This window comes from Actinomyces sp. oral taxon 169 (assembly GCF_013394715.1).
Taxonomy (GTDB): Bacteria; Actinomycetota; Actinomycetes; order Actinomycetales; family Actinomycetaceae; genus Actinomyces.
In genome coordinates this window covers 2,892,712-2,909,486 of record NZ_CP058259.1, presented here as the reverse complement: position 1 = coordinate 2,909,486, position 16,775 = coordinate 2,892,712, and the positions used below count along the sequence as shown (strand labels likewise).

General features: G+C 69.3%; 15 protein-coding genes. 8 read left to right on the top strand and 7 right to left on the bottom strand.

Features of this window, described 5'->3' with window-relative positions:
- The first annotated feature begins 204 nt into the window (after positions 1-204).
- The 6 genes from HW274_RS12165 to HW274_RS12140 all read left to right on the top strand — a co-directional run bounded on the left by HW274_RS12165 (position 205) and on the right by HW274_RS12140 (position 7,977).
- Positions 205-1,260 (top strand): hypothetical protein, encoded by a 1,056-nt coding sequence (locus tag HW274_RS12165; protein ID WP_075254799.1) that lies wholly within the window; start codon positions 205-207, stop codon positions 1,258-1,260.
- A gap of 161 nt (positions 1,261-1,421) precedes the next feature.
- A complete protein-coding gene (locus HW274_RS12160) occupies positions 1,422-1,913 on the top strand; it encodes a hypothetical protein (protein ID WP_075254798.1) in 492 nt (163 codons plus the stop codon).
- A gap of 122 nt (positions 1,914-2,035) precedes the next feature.
- Positions 2,036-2,476, top strand: a complete 441-nt coding sequence (locus HW274_RS12155) for a YbjN domain-containing protein (RefSeq protein ID WP_075254797.1) — start codon at positions 2,036-2,038, stop codon at positions 2,474-2,476.
- Positions 2,476-3,324 carry a hypothetical protein gene (locus HW274_RS12150; protein WP_075254796.1) on the top strand — a complete coding sequence of 283 codons (849 nt, stop codon included), beginning with the start codon at positions 2,476-2,478 and terminating at the stop codon, positions 3,322-3,324. The genes HW274_RS12155 and HW274_RS12150 overlap by 1 nt, the downstream gene beginning before the upstream one ends.
- A gap of 389 nt (positions 3,325-3,713) precedes the next feature.
- A complete protein-coding gene (locus HW274_RS12145; protein ID WP_075254795.1) occupies positions 3,714-6,749 on the top strand; it encodes a hypothetical protein in 3,036 nt (1,011 codons plus the stop codon).
- A 361-nt stretch (positions 6,750-7,110) separates the two neighbouring features.
- A complete protein-coding gene (locus HW274_RS12140) occupies positions 7,111-7,977 on the top strand; it encodes a glutathione S-transferase C-terminal domain-containing protein (protein WP_185988898.1) in 867 nt (288 codons plus the stop codon).
- Positions 7,978-8,059: 82 nt separating this feature from the next.
- Here the strand turns inward: HW274_RS12140 and HW274_RS12135 are convergent, their stop codons facing one another.
- The 6 genes from HW274_RS12135 to HW274_RS12110 form a co-directional block, all read right to left on the bottom strand.
- A complete protein-coding gene (locus HW274_RS12135; RefSeq protein WP_185988897.1) occupies positions 8,060-8,479 on the bottom strand; it encodes a DUF4232 domain-containing protein in 420 nt (139 codons plus the stop codon).
- A gap of 10 nt (positions 8,480-8,489) precedes the next feature.
- Positions 8,490-8,732, bottom strand: coding sequence for a hypothetical protein (locus HW274_RS12130; RefSeq protein WP_185988896.1), 243 nt, complete (start codon positions 8,730-8,732; stop codon positions 8,490-8,492).
- 164 nt (positions 8,733-8,896) lie between these two features.
- Positions 8,897-10,387 (bottom strand): hypothetical protein, encoded by a 1,491-nt coding sequence (locus tag HW274_RS12125; RefSeq protein ID WP_185988895.1) that lies wholly within the window; start codon positions 10,385-10,387, stop codon positions 8,897-8,899.
- A 453-nt stretch (positions 10,388-10,840) separates the two neighbouring features.
- The gene (locus HW274_RS12120) at positions 10,841-12,187 is read right to left on the bottom strand and encodes a DUF4921 family protein (protein ID WP_185988894.1); all 1,347 of its coding nucleotides are present in this window, start codon (positions 12,185-12,187) and stop codon (positions 10,841-10,843) included.
- Positions 12,188-12,274: 87 nt separating this feature from the next.
- Positions 12,275-12,511: a hypothetical protein gene (locus HW274_RS12115; RefSeq protein ID WP_075254792.1), complete on the bottom strand. Its 237-nt coding sequence runs from the start codon at positions 12,509-12,511 to the stop codon at positions 12,275-12,277.
- Positions 12,498-12,728, bottom strand: a complete 231-nt coding sequence (locus tag HW274_RS12110; protein WP_075254791.1) for a DUF2191 domain-containing protein — start codon at positions 12,726-12,728, stop codon at positions 12,498-12,500. Before HW274_RS12110 ends, HW274_RS12115 begins: the two co-directional genes overlap by 14 nt.
- Before the next feature lie 191 nt (positions 12,729-12,919).
- Between HW274_RS12110 and HW274_RS12105 the strand changes: the two genes are divergently transcribed.
- A complete protein-coding gene (locus tag HW274_RS12105) occupies positions 12,920-14,530 on the top strand; it encodes a cation:proton antiporter (RefSeq protein WP_075254790.1) in 1,611 nt (536 codons plus the stop codon).
- A gap of 373 nt (positions 14,531-14,903) precedes the next feature.
- Here HW274_RS12105 and HW274_RS12100 read toward each other — a convergent pair whose 3' ends face one another.
- Positions 14,904-16,016, bottom strand: coding sequence for an NAD-dependent epimerase/dehydratase family protein (locus HW274_RS12100; protein WP_185988893.1), 1,113 nt, complete (start codon positions 16,014-16,016; stop codon positions 14,904-14,906).
- A gap of 67 nt (positions 16,017-16,083) precedes the next feature.
- Here HW274_RS12100 and HW274_RS12095 point away from each other — a divergent pair, with 67 nt between their 5' ends.
- Positions 16,084-16,731 (top strand): TetR/AcrR family transcriptional regulator, encoded by a 648-nt coding sequence (locus tag HW274_RS12095; protein WP_185988892.1) that lies wholly within the window; start codon positions 16,084-16,086, stop codon positions 16,729-16,731.
- Positions 16,732-16,775 lie beyond the last annotated feature (44 nt).

Sequence of the window (16,775 nt, the reverse complement as noted above, 5' to 3'; positions counted from 1 at the left end):
GAGCCTGGCGATGCCCAAAGATCACGAACAGGTCGCAGTTGAAGTCTCCAGTTGAGTAGCATCCACAGTGCTGGCAGCCGTGGGCGCCTCTGCGTCGGGCTCGTGCGTCGGCGTTGTCGCCGGCCCCGGGTCGCGTGTCTCCATCCTCGGCAATCGGCGCCTTCCTCAGTGATAATCCCGATCCTCCACCGCAAGGAGCCTGACATGTCCGCCTACGTCCGCTACTACCGGCGGCTTCAGGCACTCACTCAGCGCCTGAGCACCTACCTGGACCGGTTGGAGGCTCGCGCTCGGGAGTTCGGCGTCAGTTCGGCCCGCACCGCGATGGAGATGCAGATCACCGACCCGGCCTCCGTCTCCGCCTTCCGCTCGGAGGTCGAGGCCCAGATCATGTTCCTGCACACCAAGGCCCAGCGGGTCTTCGCCAAGCACTTCGCCCCCTTCCTGGACATCGACGCCGACCTGTCCATTGACGAGGACCGTCAGCTCTCCGCCCGCCTCCAGGACGCCGCCAACCTCGTAGGCAGCTTCGAGGTGCGCCTGCGCAACATCATCGAGGAGGTCTTCGCCCCCGGCCGCGCCGAGCAGGCCCGCGAGGAGTGGAACCGCGCCATGACCGACTGGCGCCAGGCCCAGTTCTCCTTCACCTGCGACAAGTGCGGCGACCCGGTGCCGCTGCCCGAGCTCTACCACATGCCGGTGTTCATCACCTGCCCGCGCTGCAAGTCGCGTGTGGCCTTCCAGCCCACAGAGGCCATGGCGGCCGCGCCCACCTGGGCCAAGGAGGTCGCCAAGACCACCTGCTACGCCGAGTGGCAGAAGTCCGAGTCGGAGCAGGCTGCCGAGGAGGGGGTGGGCCTGGCCTTCTTCTACTACGTCGACTACGCCATCGCCCACCACCTCATGATGAACCGGCTGCTGCCCTTCTACGTGCGCTCCCAGGGCGGCCAGGAGGCCCTGCGCCGCGACGTGCGCAAGGCGCTGGAGACCCGCACTCACCAGCTGCGCCCCGACGAGGTCTCCCCCCAGTACCACGCCATGGAGTACGTCAACTTCATGGGCGGCCTGGGCCGCTCGGCCCAGATCCTGGGCCAGGAGGGCCTCGACGACCGCCGCCAGCTCATCCTGCAGACGGTGCGCGACATCATGCGCCCCGACGAACCCCTGGCCCGCTCCATCCTGGACAACACCTTCACTGAGGAGCTGTGGAGCCAGCAGGCCCACGCCGCCGACCAGCTCTCCTGCGAGGTGCCCCGCTAGCGTTCCCACCCGCCGTCCGCCCGGCCTGGCACACAGGCGGCGCGCAGACGGCTTGAGCCCGACGGCGTATCGCGCGACTCCTTCGCCGTTCCGTCGGCCTGTCAGCTCTTCGTCCCCCGGGCGGCCCGACGCCGTTCGGAACCGTTCCCGAAAGGACCACCATGGTCGGCTTCCGCAAGAAGTCCCAAGACAGCGCCTCCTTCTCCCGGTCATCCGGTGCCAAGGCGGACGGGAGAGCAGGGACCGCCTCCTCGGGCGCTCCCCAGCGCACCCGCGCCGGGCGCAACGAGCCCACCGCGCGTTCCGGCAAAGGACGACGCAGCACGGCCGCCGGCCGCCGCGGATACAAGCCCTCCGAGCAGATGGACTCGCGCTGCCTGACCCTGGCCGAGTCGGCCTCCGGCGTCCTGGGTCGCTCCCTGGACCAGGCGCTGGCACGACTCCCGGAGGGTCCCGGTGCCCCCGCCGCCTCCCGGGGCTCCGCCGGACCGGCGGGCGCAGCGGGCCCGGCTGCCGGGAACCGCTCCGACGCCGTCGGCGCCCCGCGCTCGACTAGGGGTCGGGGGGCTTCAGCGGGTAGCGTGCGCAGCACACAGGCCGGCGCCGGCCAGGTCGACACGGTCGCGGACATCGCCTCCGACATCGAGTTCTGACGGCCCGCCCTGCGCCTGAACCGGCCCCGAGTCGGCTCACCAGCTGCACGCCGCATCCCCAGCGGCGCCATCCGCACCGAATCCGCATCACATCCCGTACCGGGTAGGAGGCGAGGGATCCCATGAGCGCCCAACCGGCTCTGACCTTAGAGCGGGTCGAGACCTGGCTGTCCCGGCACGACATCACCGCCGGCCCCGAGGAGGACGGCGCCGTCTTCATGGGCTTCCCGGGCTGCGATATCGGCGTCTACCTGCACGACGAGGAGGACGCCCTCGTCGTGGCCGGCATGTGGCGCGGGCGCCCGGCGGCCGAGCGCCTCGACGAGATGCGCGCCTTCATCGATACCCAGCACCGCTCCACCTACGGCCCGGACCTGGCTGTCACCCCCGCCCACGACCCCGGCCACCTCCTGCTGAGCACCCAGATGGTGGCCTATGTCGGCGCGGGCATGAGCCAGGCCCAGCTCGACGCCTTCATGGACATGGGCCTGGGCATGACCCGCGCCTTCTTCTCCACGGTGGAGGAGCGCTTCCCCGAGCTCGTCACCTGGGAGGAGGACTGATGGCCTGGTGGAATCAGCCGGAGGGGTCGGTGACCCCGACCGTGACTCTCAGGCGGCTCGCCGCCTGGCTGGCCGTGCGCGGCTACCGTTACGACCTCGACCTGTCCGAGGGGGTGGTGCACTTCTCGGTGGCCGGGTTCGACTACGTGCTCATGGTGGTCGATCGCCGGATCCTCGCCGTGCGCGCCCACCACCGGCTCACCGCCACCCGGCCGGGCTCCGCGGAGCTCTCCCGAGTGCGCGCCGTGGCCCAGGAGGTCTCCAGCGGCCGGCTCATCCCCGCCTTCTACACCGAGGTCGACGCCGCCGGCCTGAGCCTGTGCGCCGAGGTCCTCACCAACATCGGGGCCGGGCTCGACGACGCCCAGCTGGCCGGCACCCTGGACTTCATCCTCGACGGCGTCGATCAAGCCCTGCGCGAGGTCCTCGGCCTTCTGGCCGCCCAGGACGCAGCTGTCGACATCCGGCCCGACGCCGGGACGGAGGCTGAGAGCGTACCCGCGCCTCGGGCTGAGAGCGGACCGGAGACCGTCGGAGAGGTCGCCACTGAGGGAGAGGGCGGCGGAGCGACCGTGATCGCCCTGCCCGAGGAGCCCCGGCCCGACCGGGCCGCCGGGACCGCCGACACTGCTGAGGTCGCGGGAGGCGAGTCCACCCGGGACAGTGTGCAGTCTTCTGTGGCGGCGACGACGCGGAGCGCGGCTGCCGGCACGGCTGCGGGCATGGCCGACGCGACGGTGGAGATGGTCGCCGTCGTCGACGGGCCGGTCCCCGGTGCCTCGGGTGATGCTGAGGGCGGAACCGGGGCTGAGACAACCGACACCCCCAAGCCCCTGCTGGTGTCCTAGCGCGCACCGGCCTCGCAGACCCGGAGCGGCGACATCCGTTGGAAATACTGGAGTGGCGGGAGCCGACGTCGGGGAGCCCGGTCCTGGAGCCGGCTGAGGCGGGCGGTGGCGCCCGACCCCGACATGCCCCGCGGCCGAGTTGCCGCTGGCCGTTGCAGTAGCGGATTCTATAACTGTTCGGTAACACTGGACGTCGGACAACCGCCCTCTGGACGAAAGGAGCTCGAGATGCCCATGCCGCCGTTCACCGGTGAGCGGTGCGGGACGACGCTCCACCTACGGCGTCCCTGGGGTTGGCGGAGCGCATTCCGTGCGTTCTTGCAGCACACGGTGGAAGCCTTCGCCTCATGACGGTGCAACGTCAGGCTCCGCCCGGAAGGACAGACTCCATGACCACACGCGAAGACATACTCGAGCGTCTGGCCTACGCCGATGCCCTCGGCCACGGCCCCCAGACCTCGGCCCTCATCGCGGAGGCCGTCAGCTGGGCGGACGCACTGGGCGACGAGGACCTGCGGATCGCCACCCGGCTGGCCCTGACCGAGGCCTACCAGCAGGGCAACGAGGCGTGGAAGGCGTTGGCTCCCTTCTCGTGGAACCTTGGCCGCTACCAGCGCCGCCCCGAGGCCTTCGACGACGCCCAGGTACGAACCCTGCACTGGCACTTCAAGTGGGCGGTGGCCGTGGCGGGCGCCAACCCCCGGGTCTCCAAGGACAAGGTGCGCCAGCTCGAGGCCAGTCTTGAGGAGTTCTACCGCTCCGGAGGAGCCTCCATGCACGTCGTCCACGGCGAGCGCGCCTCGGTCGCCGGCCTGCTGGGGCTCGAGGAGGAGGCCGCCGAGGAGCTGGCCGCCTGGCGGGCCACCCACCGCGACGAGAACGCCGACTGCGAGGGCTGCGACCCCATGCGCCAGGTCGCCTTCGCCTACCGCACCGAGGCCTGGGAGCTGGCCGTGGCGACCGCGGTGCCCGTGCTGACCGGCGCCGTCAGCTGCTCCGTGCAGCCCCAGACCACGCAGTCCCTCGTGCTGCTGCCCCTGCTGGCCTCCGGCCGGCCCCGGGCGGCCTGGGAGGCGCACCTGCGTTCCTACCGGGAGATTCGCCGCAACCCTAAGGCCCTCATCTCCCTGGCCTACCACCTGGAGTACCTGGCCCTCGTGGGGCGGGTGGACCGGGGCCTGGAGCTCCTGCGCCGCCACCTGTCCTGGCTGGACCAGGCCGAGTCCGCCTACGTGCTGCTGTCGGCCCTGCGCGGCATGAGCCTGGTGCTGCGCGAGGCCGAGCGGGCCGGCCGCGGCGAGGAGGCCCTCGGCGTCGAGGTCCCGGCCGCCGACCTGTGGTACCCGCTGCCGGGACTGGATGCCTCCACCACCATCTCGCGCGTCTACGCCGAGATGACCGGCTGGGCGCGGCGCCTGGCCCAGCAGTTCGACACGCGCAACGGCAACTTCACCATCTCCGACCACCTGGAGCGCTCCCTGGCCCGGGCCGCCTTCGACGCCGCCCCGGGCGCGGTCCACGGGCTGGGCGTGGAGGTCGACCTCCTGGAGCCCTCCGAGGAGCTTCCCGAGGCGGCCCAGACGAGCCTGACCGTGGACGAGGACGGTGCCGCGCCCGACGTCGCCTCCCTCCTGGGCCTGGTGGCCGACGACGACGGCCTGGTTCAGGAGCACGCGCCCCGCATGACGTCGTCGAGCCAGGAGGCGGCCGGCCGACGCGCCCGCGCCGCCACCAGCCACCAGAGCGGCGATGCACCCTTCCCGCTGGTGGACCTCGTGCGGCCCCGGCCGGTGCGCAACGGTGAGGAGGCGGTGCGCCGCTACGTCGACCACCGCCGCACCATCGGCTCCTCAACGATGGACTACTGGTACGTCGTCGACCAGGTGGCCACGCGCGACCTGCTGCCCCCGATCGGTGAGGAGATCCCGGGCCTGGAGTACCACACGGGACTGCTGCGGGCCGCCGCCATGACCTGCCGCACCGAGATGGACGAGGCCATCGCCGAGCGCCTGCGGATCCGCCCCCTCATCGAGCTGGCCTTCGGGCCGCTGGGCGCCTACTACGTGGACCTGCTCAACCTCGACAACGAGATCACCGCCGACTCCATCGCCGAGCTATCCCAGGACGCCGTGCGCGATGAGCGCCTGCAGCGAGCCACCTCGCTCATCGGGCAGATCGAGGCCCAGGTCGAGGACCTGGTGTCCACCGAGCTGCTCGACCCCGGGGGTACCGATGCCCTCGTCCTGGCCGCCGACGCCCTGCTCGTGGGGGCCTCGGTCCTCACCGACCTGCACGCCAAGGACGAAGCGCTCGGGGCGATCCAGGTCGTCGCCCGCGCCGCCGAGGCCGTCCCCGAGGACCGCCACGCCGAGCGGATGGAGGACATCCTCGACATGGCGCGCGCCGAGGTCCTGGCCGAGTGCGGCGATGTCTACAACGGCTGCCTGCTGGCCGAGGAGGTCATGCGCCGCCACGAGAAGGTCTCCCCGGTCCTGGCCGCCCGCGGTCGGCGCCTGCTGGGCATCTCCTCCATGGAGGTGGGCCAGTTCGACGAGGCCATCGCCCAGTTCCGCGAGCAGGCCAACATCATGCTGGCCGCCGGCATCACCCTCTACGCCGTGGCCTCCCTGCTGTCCCTGGGCTCGGCGCTGGAGGCCTCCGAGCGCTACCTGGAGAGCGCCGAGGTCCTGGAGTCCGCGCTGTCCCTTGCCCAGCGCACCGGGGCCACGAGCGTCGCCCTGTACCTGCACCGGCTCCTGGCCCAGACCGGCATGGCCATGGGTGAGGAGGAGAGCGTCGCCGAGCACTCGTTGGCCGCCGCCCGCATCCTGCAGGAGCAGGGGCGCCGGGCGCTGGCGGGGGAGTACCTCTCGCATGCGGCGATGGCCGCCTCCAACCTCAAGGACAATGTGGGCGCCGCCGCCCTGTTCCGCCAGGCCGCCGACCTGGAGGACACCCGCACCGACCAGGGCTGCCTGGACCGGGGGCGGGCGCTGCGCCGCTCGGCGCGGGCGCTGGTGGACGACCTCACCCTGCCCATGGCCCGGGGGCGGCTCGACGAGGCCCGCCAGATCATGGAGGAGGCCCGCCAGGCCTTCGCCGGCGTGGCCGACACCGAGGGCTACTCCTCGGCCTGGGAGATCGGCGACTGGCACGACGACATGGCCTGGATCCTGTGGCGCACCGGCCAGAACTGGCAGGCCGTCCAGCACTGCGAGTCCGCCTACGACGGCTACATGGACACCGAGGATCGCGACTCGGCCTCGCGGGCCCTGTGCATGCTGGCCCGCCTGCACGCCGAGCGCGGCGAGCGCGACGAGGCCCTGGCCGCCTGCGCCCGCGTGCGCGACCTGCTGGGCGAGCCGCACTGGGACGGTCACGACGCCCTGGAGTTCGTGGCCTCCGTGGAGGAGACGCTGCGCTGAGCCGCGGCCCTGGCTCTGCCGCCGTGATGAGGTCCCGGCCCACAATGCTGTCCTGGGTTGTGACGCCGCTGTGGCTTGCGGCCGGGGACATTCGACGTGGTCGGGTGCGTGTCGTTCCGGGCGGGGGCGTTCGACGCCGTCGGGGACCGGATTCCTGTCCCCGCACGCGCAGTTTGTCCCCGGCTAAGAGATAGTGCACCCCTACGCGCAGGATGGCCCCGTTCAGTGAGGACGATCGGGCGTCGGCGGGCGCAGGGTGGAGGATTCCGCCCCGTGTGAATCGGGTGACGGCGGCCGATATGCGAGGAATGATTAGCCTTGGGCATCACGACCCCTCGACGACCCTTCCGGGAGGTACTCCTTGGCCATCGCAGTCTCACACCGATTCGTACCCAGCGGCGACCTTCCCGTAGAGGCGGGGCGCTACCGACTCGTGGCGTCGGGGGCCTGCCCGTGGTGCCGCCGCGTCCTCATCGCCCGGCGCCTGCTGGGCCTGACCGAGGCGATCCCCGTGTCCTGGAGCTACGGCAAGGGCGCGGACGGCTACTGGGAGCTGACCGGCCCCGACGGCGAGCCCGGCGTGGATCCGGCGCTCGGCGCCCGCTCCCTGGCTGAGGTCTACGAGAAGACCCCCGGCTATACGCCTCCCCCCACCGTCCCGGCCCTCGTGGATACCACCACTGGCCAGGTCGTCAGCGACGACTCCGGCGACCTGCTCTTCGACCTGTCCACCGCCTGGTGGGACCTCCACCGCGAGGGCGCCCCGGACCTCTACCCGCTCAACCGCCGCAACTCCACCGATGCCTGGGACGCCTGGATCGGCTCGCAGATCAACGTCGGTCACGCGGTGGCCACCCACTCACAGGACCCGGAGAAGGCCGCGGCGGCGGCCAACGGCGTCCTCGTGGGCTTCGACGTCATCGACACTCTCCTGGCCCGGGCCACACGGATGGAGGCTTCCCGCGAGGACGGCCTGACGATGCTCGACGGGCCGGCCCTGTCCGCCGTCGTCGCCATCGGCCAGTACCTGTGCGGCGACAAGCCCACCGGCAGCGACATCCGCCTGTTCACCACCGTCCAGTCCTACGAGTACGGCGGGCGCCAGCACTACCCCGGCGGGGAGGCGCCGTCGATCTCCTTCTGGCCGGCGCTGGCCCGCTGGTTCCGCGCCCTGGAGAGCCGCTCGGGCTGGGTGGGGTCGGAGGAGCGCAGCGCCCTGGGCTGCTGACGCTGCTGCGGCCGCCGAGGCCCGTTTTCGCGCTCGCCGTACCCCACGAACGCCACCTGAAGCTGATGGTAAGGATCGAGGGTCAGCCCATGGACCCCCGGAAGACGGCGGAGTGGTAGGCGGCCCCCAGGTCGACAACGACCTTGACGTTCCCCCGCCCTTCAGCGGGCACGACGAAGGCCCTGTCGACGCTCACCGACTCACCTGCAGCCAGCTTGGCGGGCACTCGCTTTGAAGCCGAGGGGACCTCATTGGCAGGTGTTCCATCGCCCTCGCCGTAGCTGGCCGAGGTCGTGAAACCGCTCAGAGAGATCTCGGTTCCCGAGCTGTTCGTCAGCGTGACTGGAACGACGATCCCGGAACCAGCCACCTCGCCGGGCCCGCCGGTGAGCTCCTCGATCCGGGGCTGTCCCAGGGAGATGGACACGCCATCAACAACATTGACCGTCTCGCCCAAAGAAACCTCACCGTACTGGTCCTTCGAGAGGTCTCCATTCTTCACGGCGTTTGGATCAATGCCCGAGGAGTCCGGTGTCGCGGCTGTTGAGGCGGTATCCTCCGGCGGCTTGGTCTCCGTCGGCTCCGGGGTCTCGGCCGGTGGGCTGCTGGGGGCGGCTGATGAGGGCGAAGGGGTAGGGGTAGGAGTAGGAGTAGACGAGCTGCTCGCACTCGCACTTGCCCTGGTGGACGCGGATGCAGATGGTGAGGAAGAAGGACTGGCAGCAGTGCTGCCGGTGGACTTTCCGCCTCCGCAAGCGGCCAGTCCCAGTCCCAGTACCAGGGCGGTGGGCAGGATCAGCATCCGAGCGCGTGGCGCATGTCGACGCATGCGACCTGCACCTCGACGGATGATCTGCTCATCGGTACGCGACTCCCGAACCAGGTCCGGCGAAGCGATCTCAGTCGATGTCATTGATCATCACCACCATCCGTGCTGGTTGTTGTTCCAGCCGTCATGGTCACCGTTTCTTTCGTCCCAGCCGTGCTGATCCTCCTCGTCATTCCAGTCGTCTTCAGGATCACCCCAGTCGTTCTTGTCGTCATTCTTCCCTTTTTCTTCCTCCGGCTTTTTACCCTCGTTCTTGTCCTCCTTCTTGTCCTCCTTCTTGTCGCCTTTCAGTGAGAAGCGAACGAGACCTTGCTGAGGAATTCCGTTGACGGCTACGAACTCACCGCCGTAAATGAGGTAGTCATCATTTCCCTCAACGGTCCAGGTGGCCTGTTTGGAGGCGGTGTACTCGCCATTCGCGAAACCGGGAAGAAACTCGTTGTACTGGGTGGGGGCGGGGTGACCAGCAAAATCAGTGTAGCCTATGGCGGTATTGTTTCCCACTGTGCCGGTGGCGGTGCTGGAGTAGGCGACAGCGTGATAGTAGACCCCTTCTTGTGCGCGATCGGGGACGCCACCGATATTGGAGCAGTCGTGGGTGTGGCTGGAGACGTAGATGACGTCGTTGGTGGGCAGTACGTCGTAGGAGTCTCCGTGGCAGTCGGCCATAAGGTTGATGTCCCCGGTGCTCCAGTCTGCGCGAAACATCCCCTCGAACAAGCCCTCCATGGAGTAGGCGGCGCCATAGAGACCCTTGGAGTCCGACTTCATGCTCATGATGCCGGACATCGAGCCTGCGTTTTTGATGTCCTTGGTGAGGTTGGTGTGCCGCAACGCCCCGTCCTTCTCCAGGATGGCCATGCCGTAGGCGTCGGAAGACCCCTCGACGGTCTTGAAAGAGCCTCCGATGGCTACTGCCGACCCGTCGGCTGCGACGGTGATGGTCCGAACCTCGGACTCGTCATCGACCCGGGGGGCGAAGCTGGTCACCTGCTGGGTCTTCAGGTCAAGAGCCGCGGCGCGTAGCCGTTCCTGGTCGTTGACCTGCGTGAAGAGTCCGGCCATGTAAAGGGTGGAACCGTCAGGAGACAGCTCAAGATCCCGCACCGTCCCGTTGGGCGATACCGCACCACCGGGAGTGCCGCCATTCAGCGGCTTGTACTGGCCGGCGGTGTCCACTGCGGCCAGGCGGGAGGCGGGCTGGCCGTTAACCGAGGTGAACTTCCCCCCGATATACAGGGTGGAGCCGTCAGGAGACGCCTCGATCGCATTGGCTGCGGCGTTGAGCTGTGGTGCCCAGTCCAGCATCTCGCCCGTGGTGATGTCATAGGCCATCGCGTTGGACCGTGGTGACTCGTTCTGCCTATCGGGGGATCCCGCCGGACGGGCCTGATCGAACTCGCCGACGACGTAGACAACATTACCGACAATCGTTTGATCCCAGACGACGCCGTTGATCTGGGCGGTAGGCAGGGGCTGGGGGGAGGCGAGAGCCGTCTGCCCCTGAGCCGCGATGGCCTGAGGGGTGAGTCCCGGGGTGGCGAGCGCACCGAAAGCAAGGGGAAGAGTGGCGAGAGCCACTCCTACACTGGAGACAGTACGGGGAAGAAGGCGCAAGAGTTCTCCGTTTCCTGTGGTGTGAGGAGACAAGGCTTGCTGACAAGGCGGGGTAGGTAGTCGGTAGCCTGGGTAAGTCCAAGCAGCTGCCGTCTAGGAGTGGTCCTCGACGCGTATCGCCGGTAGAACTGCGATACAGAACCTTGCTACAAACCAGTTTCGTCCTGTGATGGAAGCGTTATCAACCGTAAGGTTATTGCGGCGACGGCACCTTTGCAATGGGGCAAAGGCCCCAACTTCGCGATCCTCGTGATGGGACGACGGCCCAGGCCCCACACCTTCGTTTGACACCAATCAGTGTTCAAGTATATGTAAAATATGGCTATCGTCCGTTGAGGTGGCGTTTTTTATTTACGAAGGTTTCGTGATGATTGGGAGTCCCCGCGCGCCCGGCTTCCCGTGCTCGGGCGGTGCTCCCTACGGCCGGGCGGTGAGGACCGGGTTGTACAGGAGCCGGTTGGGCGTCGTCGGGCACTCCTCGCCCACGGCCATCGGCGCGATGAGCCGGTCGGCCCGCAGGTCCTCCAGGCGCGCCACCACGCGGTCGCGCAGCGTCCACGGGTCGATGGTGTTGAGGTAGATCTTCGTACCGCCCTCGAAGCCCGCCAGGGTGGAGACCCGCCACTTGAGGGTGATGTGCCAGGGCATGGGCTGGTCCACGTCGAGCGGCTTGTGGTGCCACTCCTCGTTGCTGGGCACGTCCGCACCCGTGGCCGCGTGCAGGGCGTGGACCAGGTCGGAGACGGCGTCGACCTCCTCGCGGCTCATGAGCCACGGCTCGGGTATGGCCGACGTCGAGTACACCTCCAGTGTCGGGTAGCGGTGCCCGAACCCGGCGAAGGCCACCGCGTGCTCGTTGCTCGCCACCAGCAGGCCCTGGTAGGCGGCGTAGTCCACCGCCATCTCGTTGTACAGGTTGGGGTTGGCCCGCACCTTCTGCAGCTCCAGCTGGCTGGTCACCCCGCGCTCATCGATGCCCACCAGCTGCTTGTGCAGGTGGTCGAAGCTCGCCCCGGCCGGCCGCAGCCAGTTCTGGAAGACGGCCACGTAGCGTACCCACCGGTTGGCCTCGTACAGGCTGTGCATCGCGTGGATCGCCAGGCGCGTGTAGACGCGGTGCTCGGCCACGCTCAGCGTTCCCGAAGCGGCCAGGCCCGTGGTGTCGTGAGCGTCGTCGGTGAAGTGGCGCCGGCCGATGATGACGTCATGGCCCCCGGCGAAGAAGGCCGCCAGGAAGGTGTGGCGGGTCCGCTCGTCCATCGAGTCCCAGGAGTCCGGGTCCGCGCCCGCGGCCGCCAGCTTGGTGCGCGCCACCCGCTCCACGTGCTCGACGCCGACCGGGTCAGCCAGGTAGGCCTCCATGCGCTCGCGGGCGGCGTCGGGGATCTCGTAGCCGTGGTTGATGTGCCAGTAGTCGAAGGAGAGGATCTCAAAGAGGTTGGGCACCCGCCGGAACTCGGCCACCGTGTCGAACAGGGCGGAGGCGGCGACGGCGTCGAGGCGCTCGAAACCGCCGTCGGCCCCGCGCACGACGCGCGCCTTCTCCGGAGGCGTCTCCAGGTAGCGTGCCGAGCAGAAGGCACAGCTGTGGGTGCGGTCGGCCTCCTTCAGCGGGCGCACCTCGGCCACCGGGTGCGAGATGGGGCGGTTGGCGCGGCCCGGCACGGTCCACACCTCGGTTCCGGTGAAGGGGCTGATCTGCTTGACCGTCCCGTCGGCCAGGCGCGTGAGTGGTTCGGCGGAGGGTGAGTACGGCATGAGCATGCTTCCATTGTGACGCCTGATGGCGGCCCGTGCGCCCGGCCGGCCCGATGGCGGACCCGGTTCTCCTCCGAGGGCAGCGAGTCCCGTCTACAGCGGAATGAGCTCGATATGTCGTCGATCCTCTGACGTGAGCGCCTGCACCATGCGTCCGTCCATGGTGGCGAGAACGGCGTTGTGACGTGCCGCGAGGTCCACCAGGTGCAGGTCGGTGACCTGTTTTGGGCCCTTCAGCCTCGAAAAGCTGATGGACGGCTCAGCAGGAGGGGCGTCGTCGACAAGGAACACGTGATCGTCAAGCAGTCGCAGGCGATCAGTGGTCGTCATCTCGGTACTGCTCGATGAGCTCTGGCGTCACCACATGAGCCTGCTGGCCTGCGGGCGGGAAGAACAAGGGGATCCCGTGCCTGCTGGTGCGGCTCCCGTGGGAGATTCCCCGGAGCGCGAGATCGGACACGGCGCGCCCGAGTGACACTCCGTCGCGATGAGCGCGTTCACGAGCCAGGGACAGGACCCGGTCGTCGATCTCAAGTGTCGTCCTCATACGATCATGATCGCACCAGCGCATCACGTCATCAATGAGCCGCTGAACTGTTGTGGATTCTGACGGTGGGCCCGGCCGGCCGAGGTCGGGGTAGTCTCTCTGGCTCGTGCGGACCTGCGCCGGGCCCGGCCCTGCGCCCCGCGCTCCCCCATCCCCTGCACCCCGCACCCGACCGGAGACAAGGAGACGATATGGCCGAGGTCTTCACCTCCCTGCTGCTCATCGTCGCGGTGGCCTTCGTGGCGCCGCTGATCTCCTGGACCATCCCCAAGCGGCTCGTACCCGAGGTCGTCCTGCTCATCCTGGGCGGGATGCTCATCGGCCCCCACGGCCTGGGGCTGGCCGTCGATGACTCCTCGATCGAGCTGCTGCGCGAGCTCGGCGTCGCTTTCCTCTTCCTCATGGCCGGCTACGAGATCGACATCAACGAGCTGCGCGGGGCGGGAGGGCGCCACGCCGCCGTCGCCTGGCTGCTCTCGCTGGGGCTGGCCTTCGGCGCGGTCAGCGTCATCGGGGTGACCGGAGGGGCGGCGTCGGCCAACGGCATCGCCATCGCCACCGCCATGACCTCCACGGCCATCGGCACGATCCTGCCGATCCTGCGCGACCGCGGCCTGCTGCCCACGGCGGTGGGGGCCTCGATCCTCAACCACGGCGCCGTCGGTGAGGTCGGGCCGATCCTCGTCATGGCGCTGCTGCTGGGGTCGCGCTCCACCTGGGCGAGCATGGCGATCCTGGGTGTCTTCCTCATCATCACCCTGCTCATCGTCCGCTTCACCAGCCGCGTCAAGCGCGTGGGGCGCCGCCTGGTCGAGGCCATCCACCTGGGGGCCTCGACGACGGCGCAGACCACCATCCGCGCCACCGTCCTGCTCCTGGTGGGGCTGTGCGCCATCGCCGCCATCTTCGACCTCGACGTCATCCTGGGGGCCTTCGCCGCCGGCTTCGTCCTGCGTCACGCCCTGCCCGAGGGGGACGCCGAGTTCGAGGAGAAGCTCGACGGGTTGGCCTACGGGTTCTTCATCCCGATCTTCTTCGTCACCTCCGGCATGGGCATCGAGGCCGGGCTCGACGCCGGGGACCTGGTCAACCTCCTGGCCTTCTTCGTGCTGCTGGTGCTCGTGCGGGGCGTGCCGGTGTGGCTGGCCTCCCGGGCGGAGCGCCGCAGGGACGGCTCGCGCATCTACTCGATGCGCCAGAGCCTCCAGATCGCCGTCTACTCGACGACGGCCCTGCCCATCATCGTGGCCGTCACCCAGGTGGCGGTCAGCGCGGGGGCCATGTCGACCTCCTTCGCCTCCACCCTCGTGCTGGCCGGGGTGCTGTCGGTGCTCGTCCTGCCGGCCGCCGGGCTGGCGCTGGGCCACCGGAGCGACCACGCGCCGGCCAACGAGGTGATGCGCGTGGTCCAGGGGCCGGCCGCCCCCGACGGACGCACCCCGGAGGAGGCCACGGCCCCGGTCGGCGAGCAGGTCTCGGAGCCGCGCCGACCGGCGTCGCCGCCCAGTGGCATCAGGCTGCCGGCGGGGGAGCGCACCCTGGCTACAGGAGTGAGGCGGCCGGTGCAGCCCGACCTGGTGGGCCTGCCCGACCTGCGCGAGCAGGCGACACCGGCGATGGCGCGCCTGGCCGAGCTGGGGATGCACGCCCGAGGGCTGTCGCTGGAGGAGTCGCACCGCCTGGCCGCGCGCCTGGCCGAGATCGAGCAGGATCACGCCCTGTGGCGCGAGCGCTGGCACCGCGCGCGCAGGCACGGCGGTACCTCCCGGGCGGCCCGACGTCGTCGGCCCCGCGGCGAGTGATGGTTCCGGCCCAGGCCTCAGTGACGTTCCGGCCCAGCCCTAGTGACGGCCCCGGCACCGGCCTTCACTGACGGTCCCAGCCCTCTCACCCAGCCTCTCGTCTAGCCTCCTGCCCGTCGTCGTGTCCGTCCTCCCGCCGACGGGGACATCTCACGCGGCCGGGGACGTTCCACTCCAGCCGGGGACGTCTCGCGCGTTCGGTGACAGGAATCCGGTCCCCGACGGCGTCGAAGGTCCCCGCCCGGAAGGGCACGCACCCGGCCGCGCAGAATGTCCCCGGCCGCATCCTTCGTGGCGCTGTGCAAGCCAATGGGTGGTGTCCCCGGCTGCGCGGAATGTCCCCGACCGTTGGAGGGACGGAGCGAGTCGGTGACTAGCCCTGCTGGGCGAGCATCTGCTCAACCATCTCCTCCAGCGACGCCTGCACCGGCCGGTAGCGGGTGCCCAGCTCGAGGCGGCTCCGGGAGGCGTCGGAGCGGACCGTGTAGCCCACGTTGTGTCGCACATAGGCACGTGTCAGCCCGAGCCTGGGCGCCATCGCTAGGAGCACCGGTCCGGGCAGGACCCGCCGCGGCAGAGGAAAAGACCCCCCGAAGCGCGGCAGCAGTCTCCCGGCGAGGGCCAGCAGATCGGTGTCCTCAGCGGAGACGATGTAGCGCCCGTGGGCCTCAGGCAGGAAGGCGGCGGCGATATGCCCCTGGGCCACCTCGCGGACATCGACGGCGCTGATGCCCACGCGTGGCGCCCCGAGGCGAGCGGTGCCGTCGATCATCATCCGGATCATGGTGAAACTCTCGCTGGTGGGGGCGCTGCCCAGTGAGGGGCCGAGGATCATGGACGGGTTGATGGTCACCAACCTCCACCGATCCTGCCCTGCGGCCAGTCGCCACGCCTCCTTCTCTGCGAGGGTCTTGGAGTAGGGATAGGGCTGGTGGCCGGCGGAGGAGGTGGTGTTCCAGCAGGTCTTGGTCAGGATTCGCCCCGGGTAGCCCTCGATATCCGCGGCGTCGCCGTACATGGCCACGATCGAGCTGGTGAGGACCACTCGCGTGACCGACGGTGTGCGCTCGACTCCGGCCAGCACGTTACGGGTTCCCTCTAGGGCCGGCTCGATCAGGTCGTGCTGCGGGTCGTCCGTCGAGTGCAGAATGGGCGAGGCCGTGTGGATGACGACTGTGCACCCCTCAATGGCTTGGTCGTAGGAGTCGGGCTGGAGCAGGTCGCTGGCGAAGAGGCGCAGAGTGCCCGGCGCCTGCTCGGCCATGCGATTCAGGTGGGCGACCTTGCTCGTGTTCTGGGGATCGCGCACAGCGGCGTGGACGGTGACGCCGGCGTCGAGCAGGCCCTTGGTGACCCAGCTGCCCAGGTAGCCGGTGGCGCCGGTGACCATGACGGGGCTGCTGGTGTCGATCGGGATGCCGCTGAGATCGATGGTGGAGTCGAAGTTGTCGGTGTAGTCACTTGAGTGTGCTGCCGAGGATCGCATGGCCGCAGCCTGACAGCCTTAGGAAACGAAGTCAATCAGTTTCACTATTGATCGGTACGATCTCCTCATGAACGCAGCGGGCTCACAAGCACCGAGGAGCAAGCGCGCTCCGGGGCGGCCGGTTGACGCCGCTCTGGGGCCGGCGATCATGCTGGCCGTGCGTGACCTCCTGGCCGAGAGCGGCTACGCCGCGCTGACGACGGCGGCCGTGGCCCGGCGCGCGGGCGTCTCTACCGCCACCCTCTACCGCCGGTGGCCCACCAAGCGCGAGCTCGTCCTGGCCTCGACCAGGCGCATGATCGAGACCGGCGTGGCCGATGAGGCCGCGGGTTCCGGCGCTTCCGCGGCCGAGGATTTCGATACCGGTTCGCTGCGAGGGGACCTGCAGGCCTTCATCGCCCACAAGAACCGGGCGCTGTCAGGGGCCACAGGTCAGGCGGTGCTGTCTCTTCTGGGAGAGCTGCCGCAGGACCCGGAGCTCAAGGAGCTGCTCCTCGGGGAGCTCCTCGCCGCCACTCGCTCTCACCTGGAGCAGATCCGGGATCAGGCTCGGGCGCGCGGTGAGGGTGCCGTCGACCTGGATCCTCATGCCGGAGCCCGGCTGGTCCTGGGGGCGGTCCTCGCTGGGATCGCCTTTGCGGCCGGAGGTGACGAGGCCGAGCCGTTGTCCGACGTCGAGCAGGACCTGCTGCTGCGTGCGCTCGGAGATGGATGACGGTACTCGCCGACGGGGACATCTCACGCGGCCGGGGACGTTCC

Coding starts and splice junctions, on each gene's coding strand:
- HW274_RS12165 (WP_075254799.1), top strand. CDS start 205: ATGTCCGCCTACGTCCGCTACTACCGGCGGCTTCAGGCACTCACTCAG.
- HW274_RS12160 (WP_075254798.1), top strand. CDS start 1,422: ATGGTCGGCTTCCGCAAGAAGTCCCAAGACAGCGCCTCCTTCTCCCGG.
- HW274_RS12155 (WP_075254797.1), top strand. CDS start 2,036: ATGAGCGCCCAACCGGCTCTGACCTTAGAGCGGGTCGAGACCTGGCTG.
- HW274_RS12150 (WP_075254796.1), top strand. CDS start 2,476: ATGGCCTGGTGGAATCAGCCGGAGGGGTCGGTGACCCCGACCGTGACT.
- HW274_RS12145 (WP_075254795.1), top strand. CDS start 3,714: ATGACCACACGCGAAGACATACTCGAGCGTCTGGCCTACGCCGATGCC.
- HW274_RS12120 (WP_185988894.1), bottom strand. CDS start 12,187: ATGCTCATGCCGTACTCACCCTCCGCCGAACCACTCACGCGCCTGGCC.
- HW274_RS12115 (WP_075254792.1), bottom strand. CDS start 12,511: ATGACGACCACTGATCGCCTGCGACTGCTTGACGATCACGTGTTCCTT.
- HW274_RS12110 (WP_075254791.1), bottom strand. CDS start 12,728: ATGAGGACGACACTTGAGATCGACGACCGGGTCCTGTCCCTGGCTCGT.
- HW274_RS12105 (WP_075254790.1), top strand. CDS start 12,920: ATGGCCGAGGTCTTCACCTCCCTGCTGCTCATCGTCGCGGTGGCCTTC.
- HW274_RS12100 (WP_185988893.1), bottom strand. CDS start 16,016: ATGCGATCCTCGGCAGCACACTCAAGTGACTACACCGACAACTTCGAC.
- HW274_RS12095 (WP_185988892.1), top strand. CDS start 16,084: ATGAACGCAGCGGGCTCACAAGCACCGAGGAGCAAGCGCGCTCCGGGG.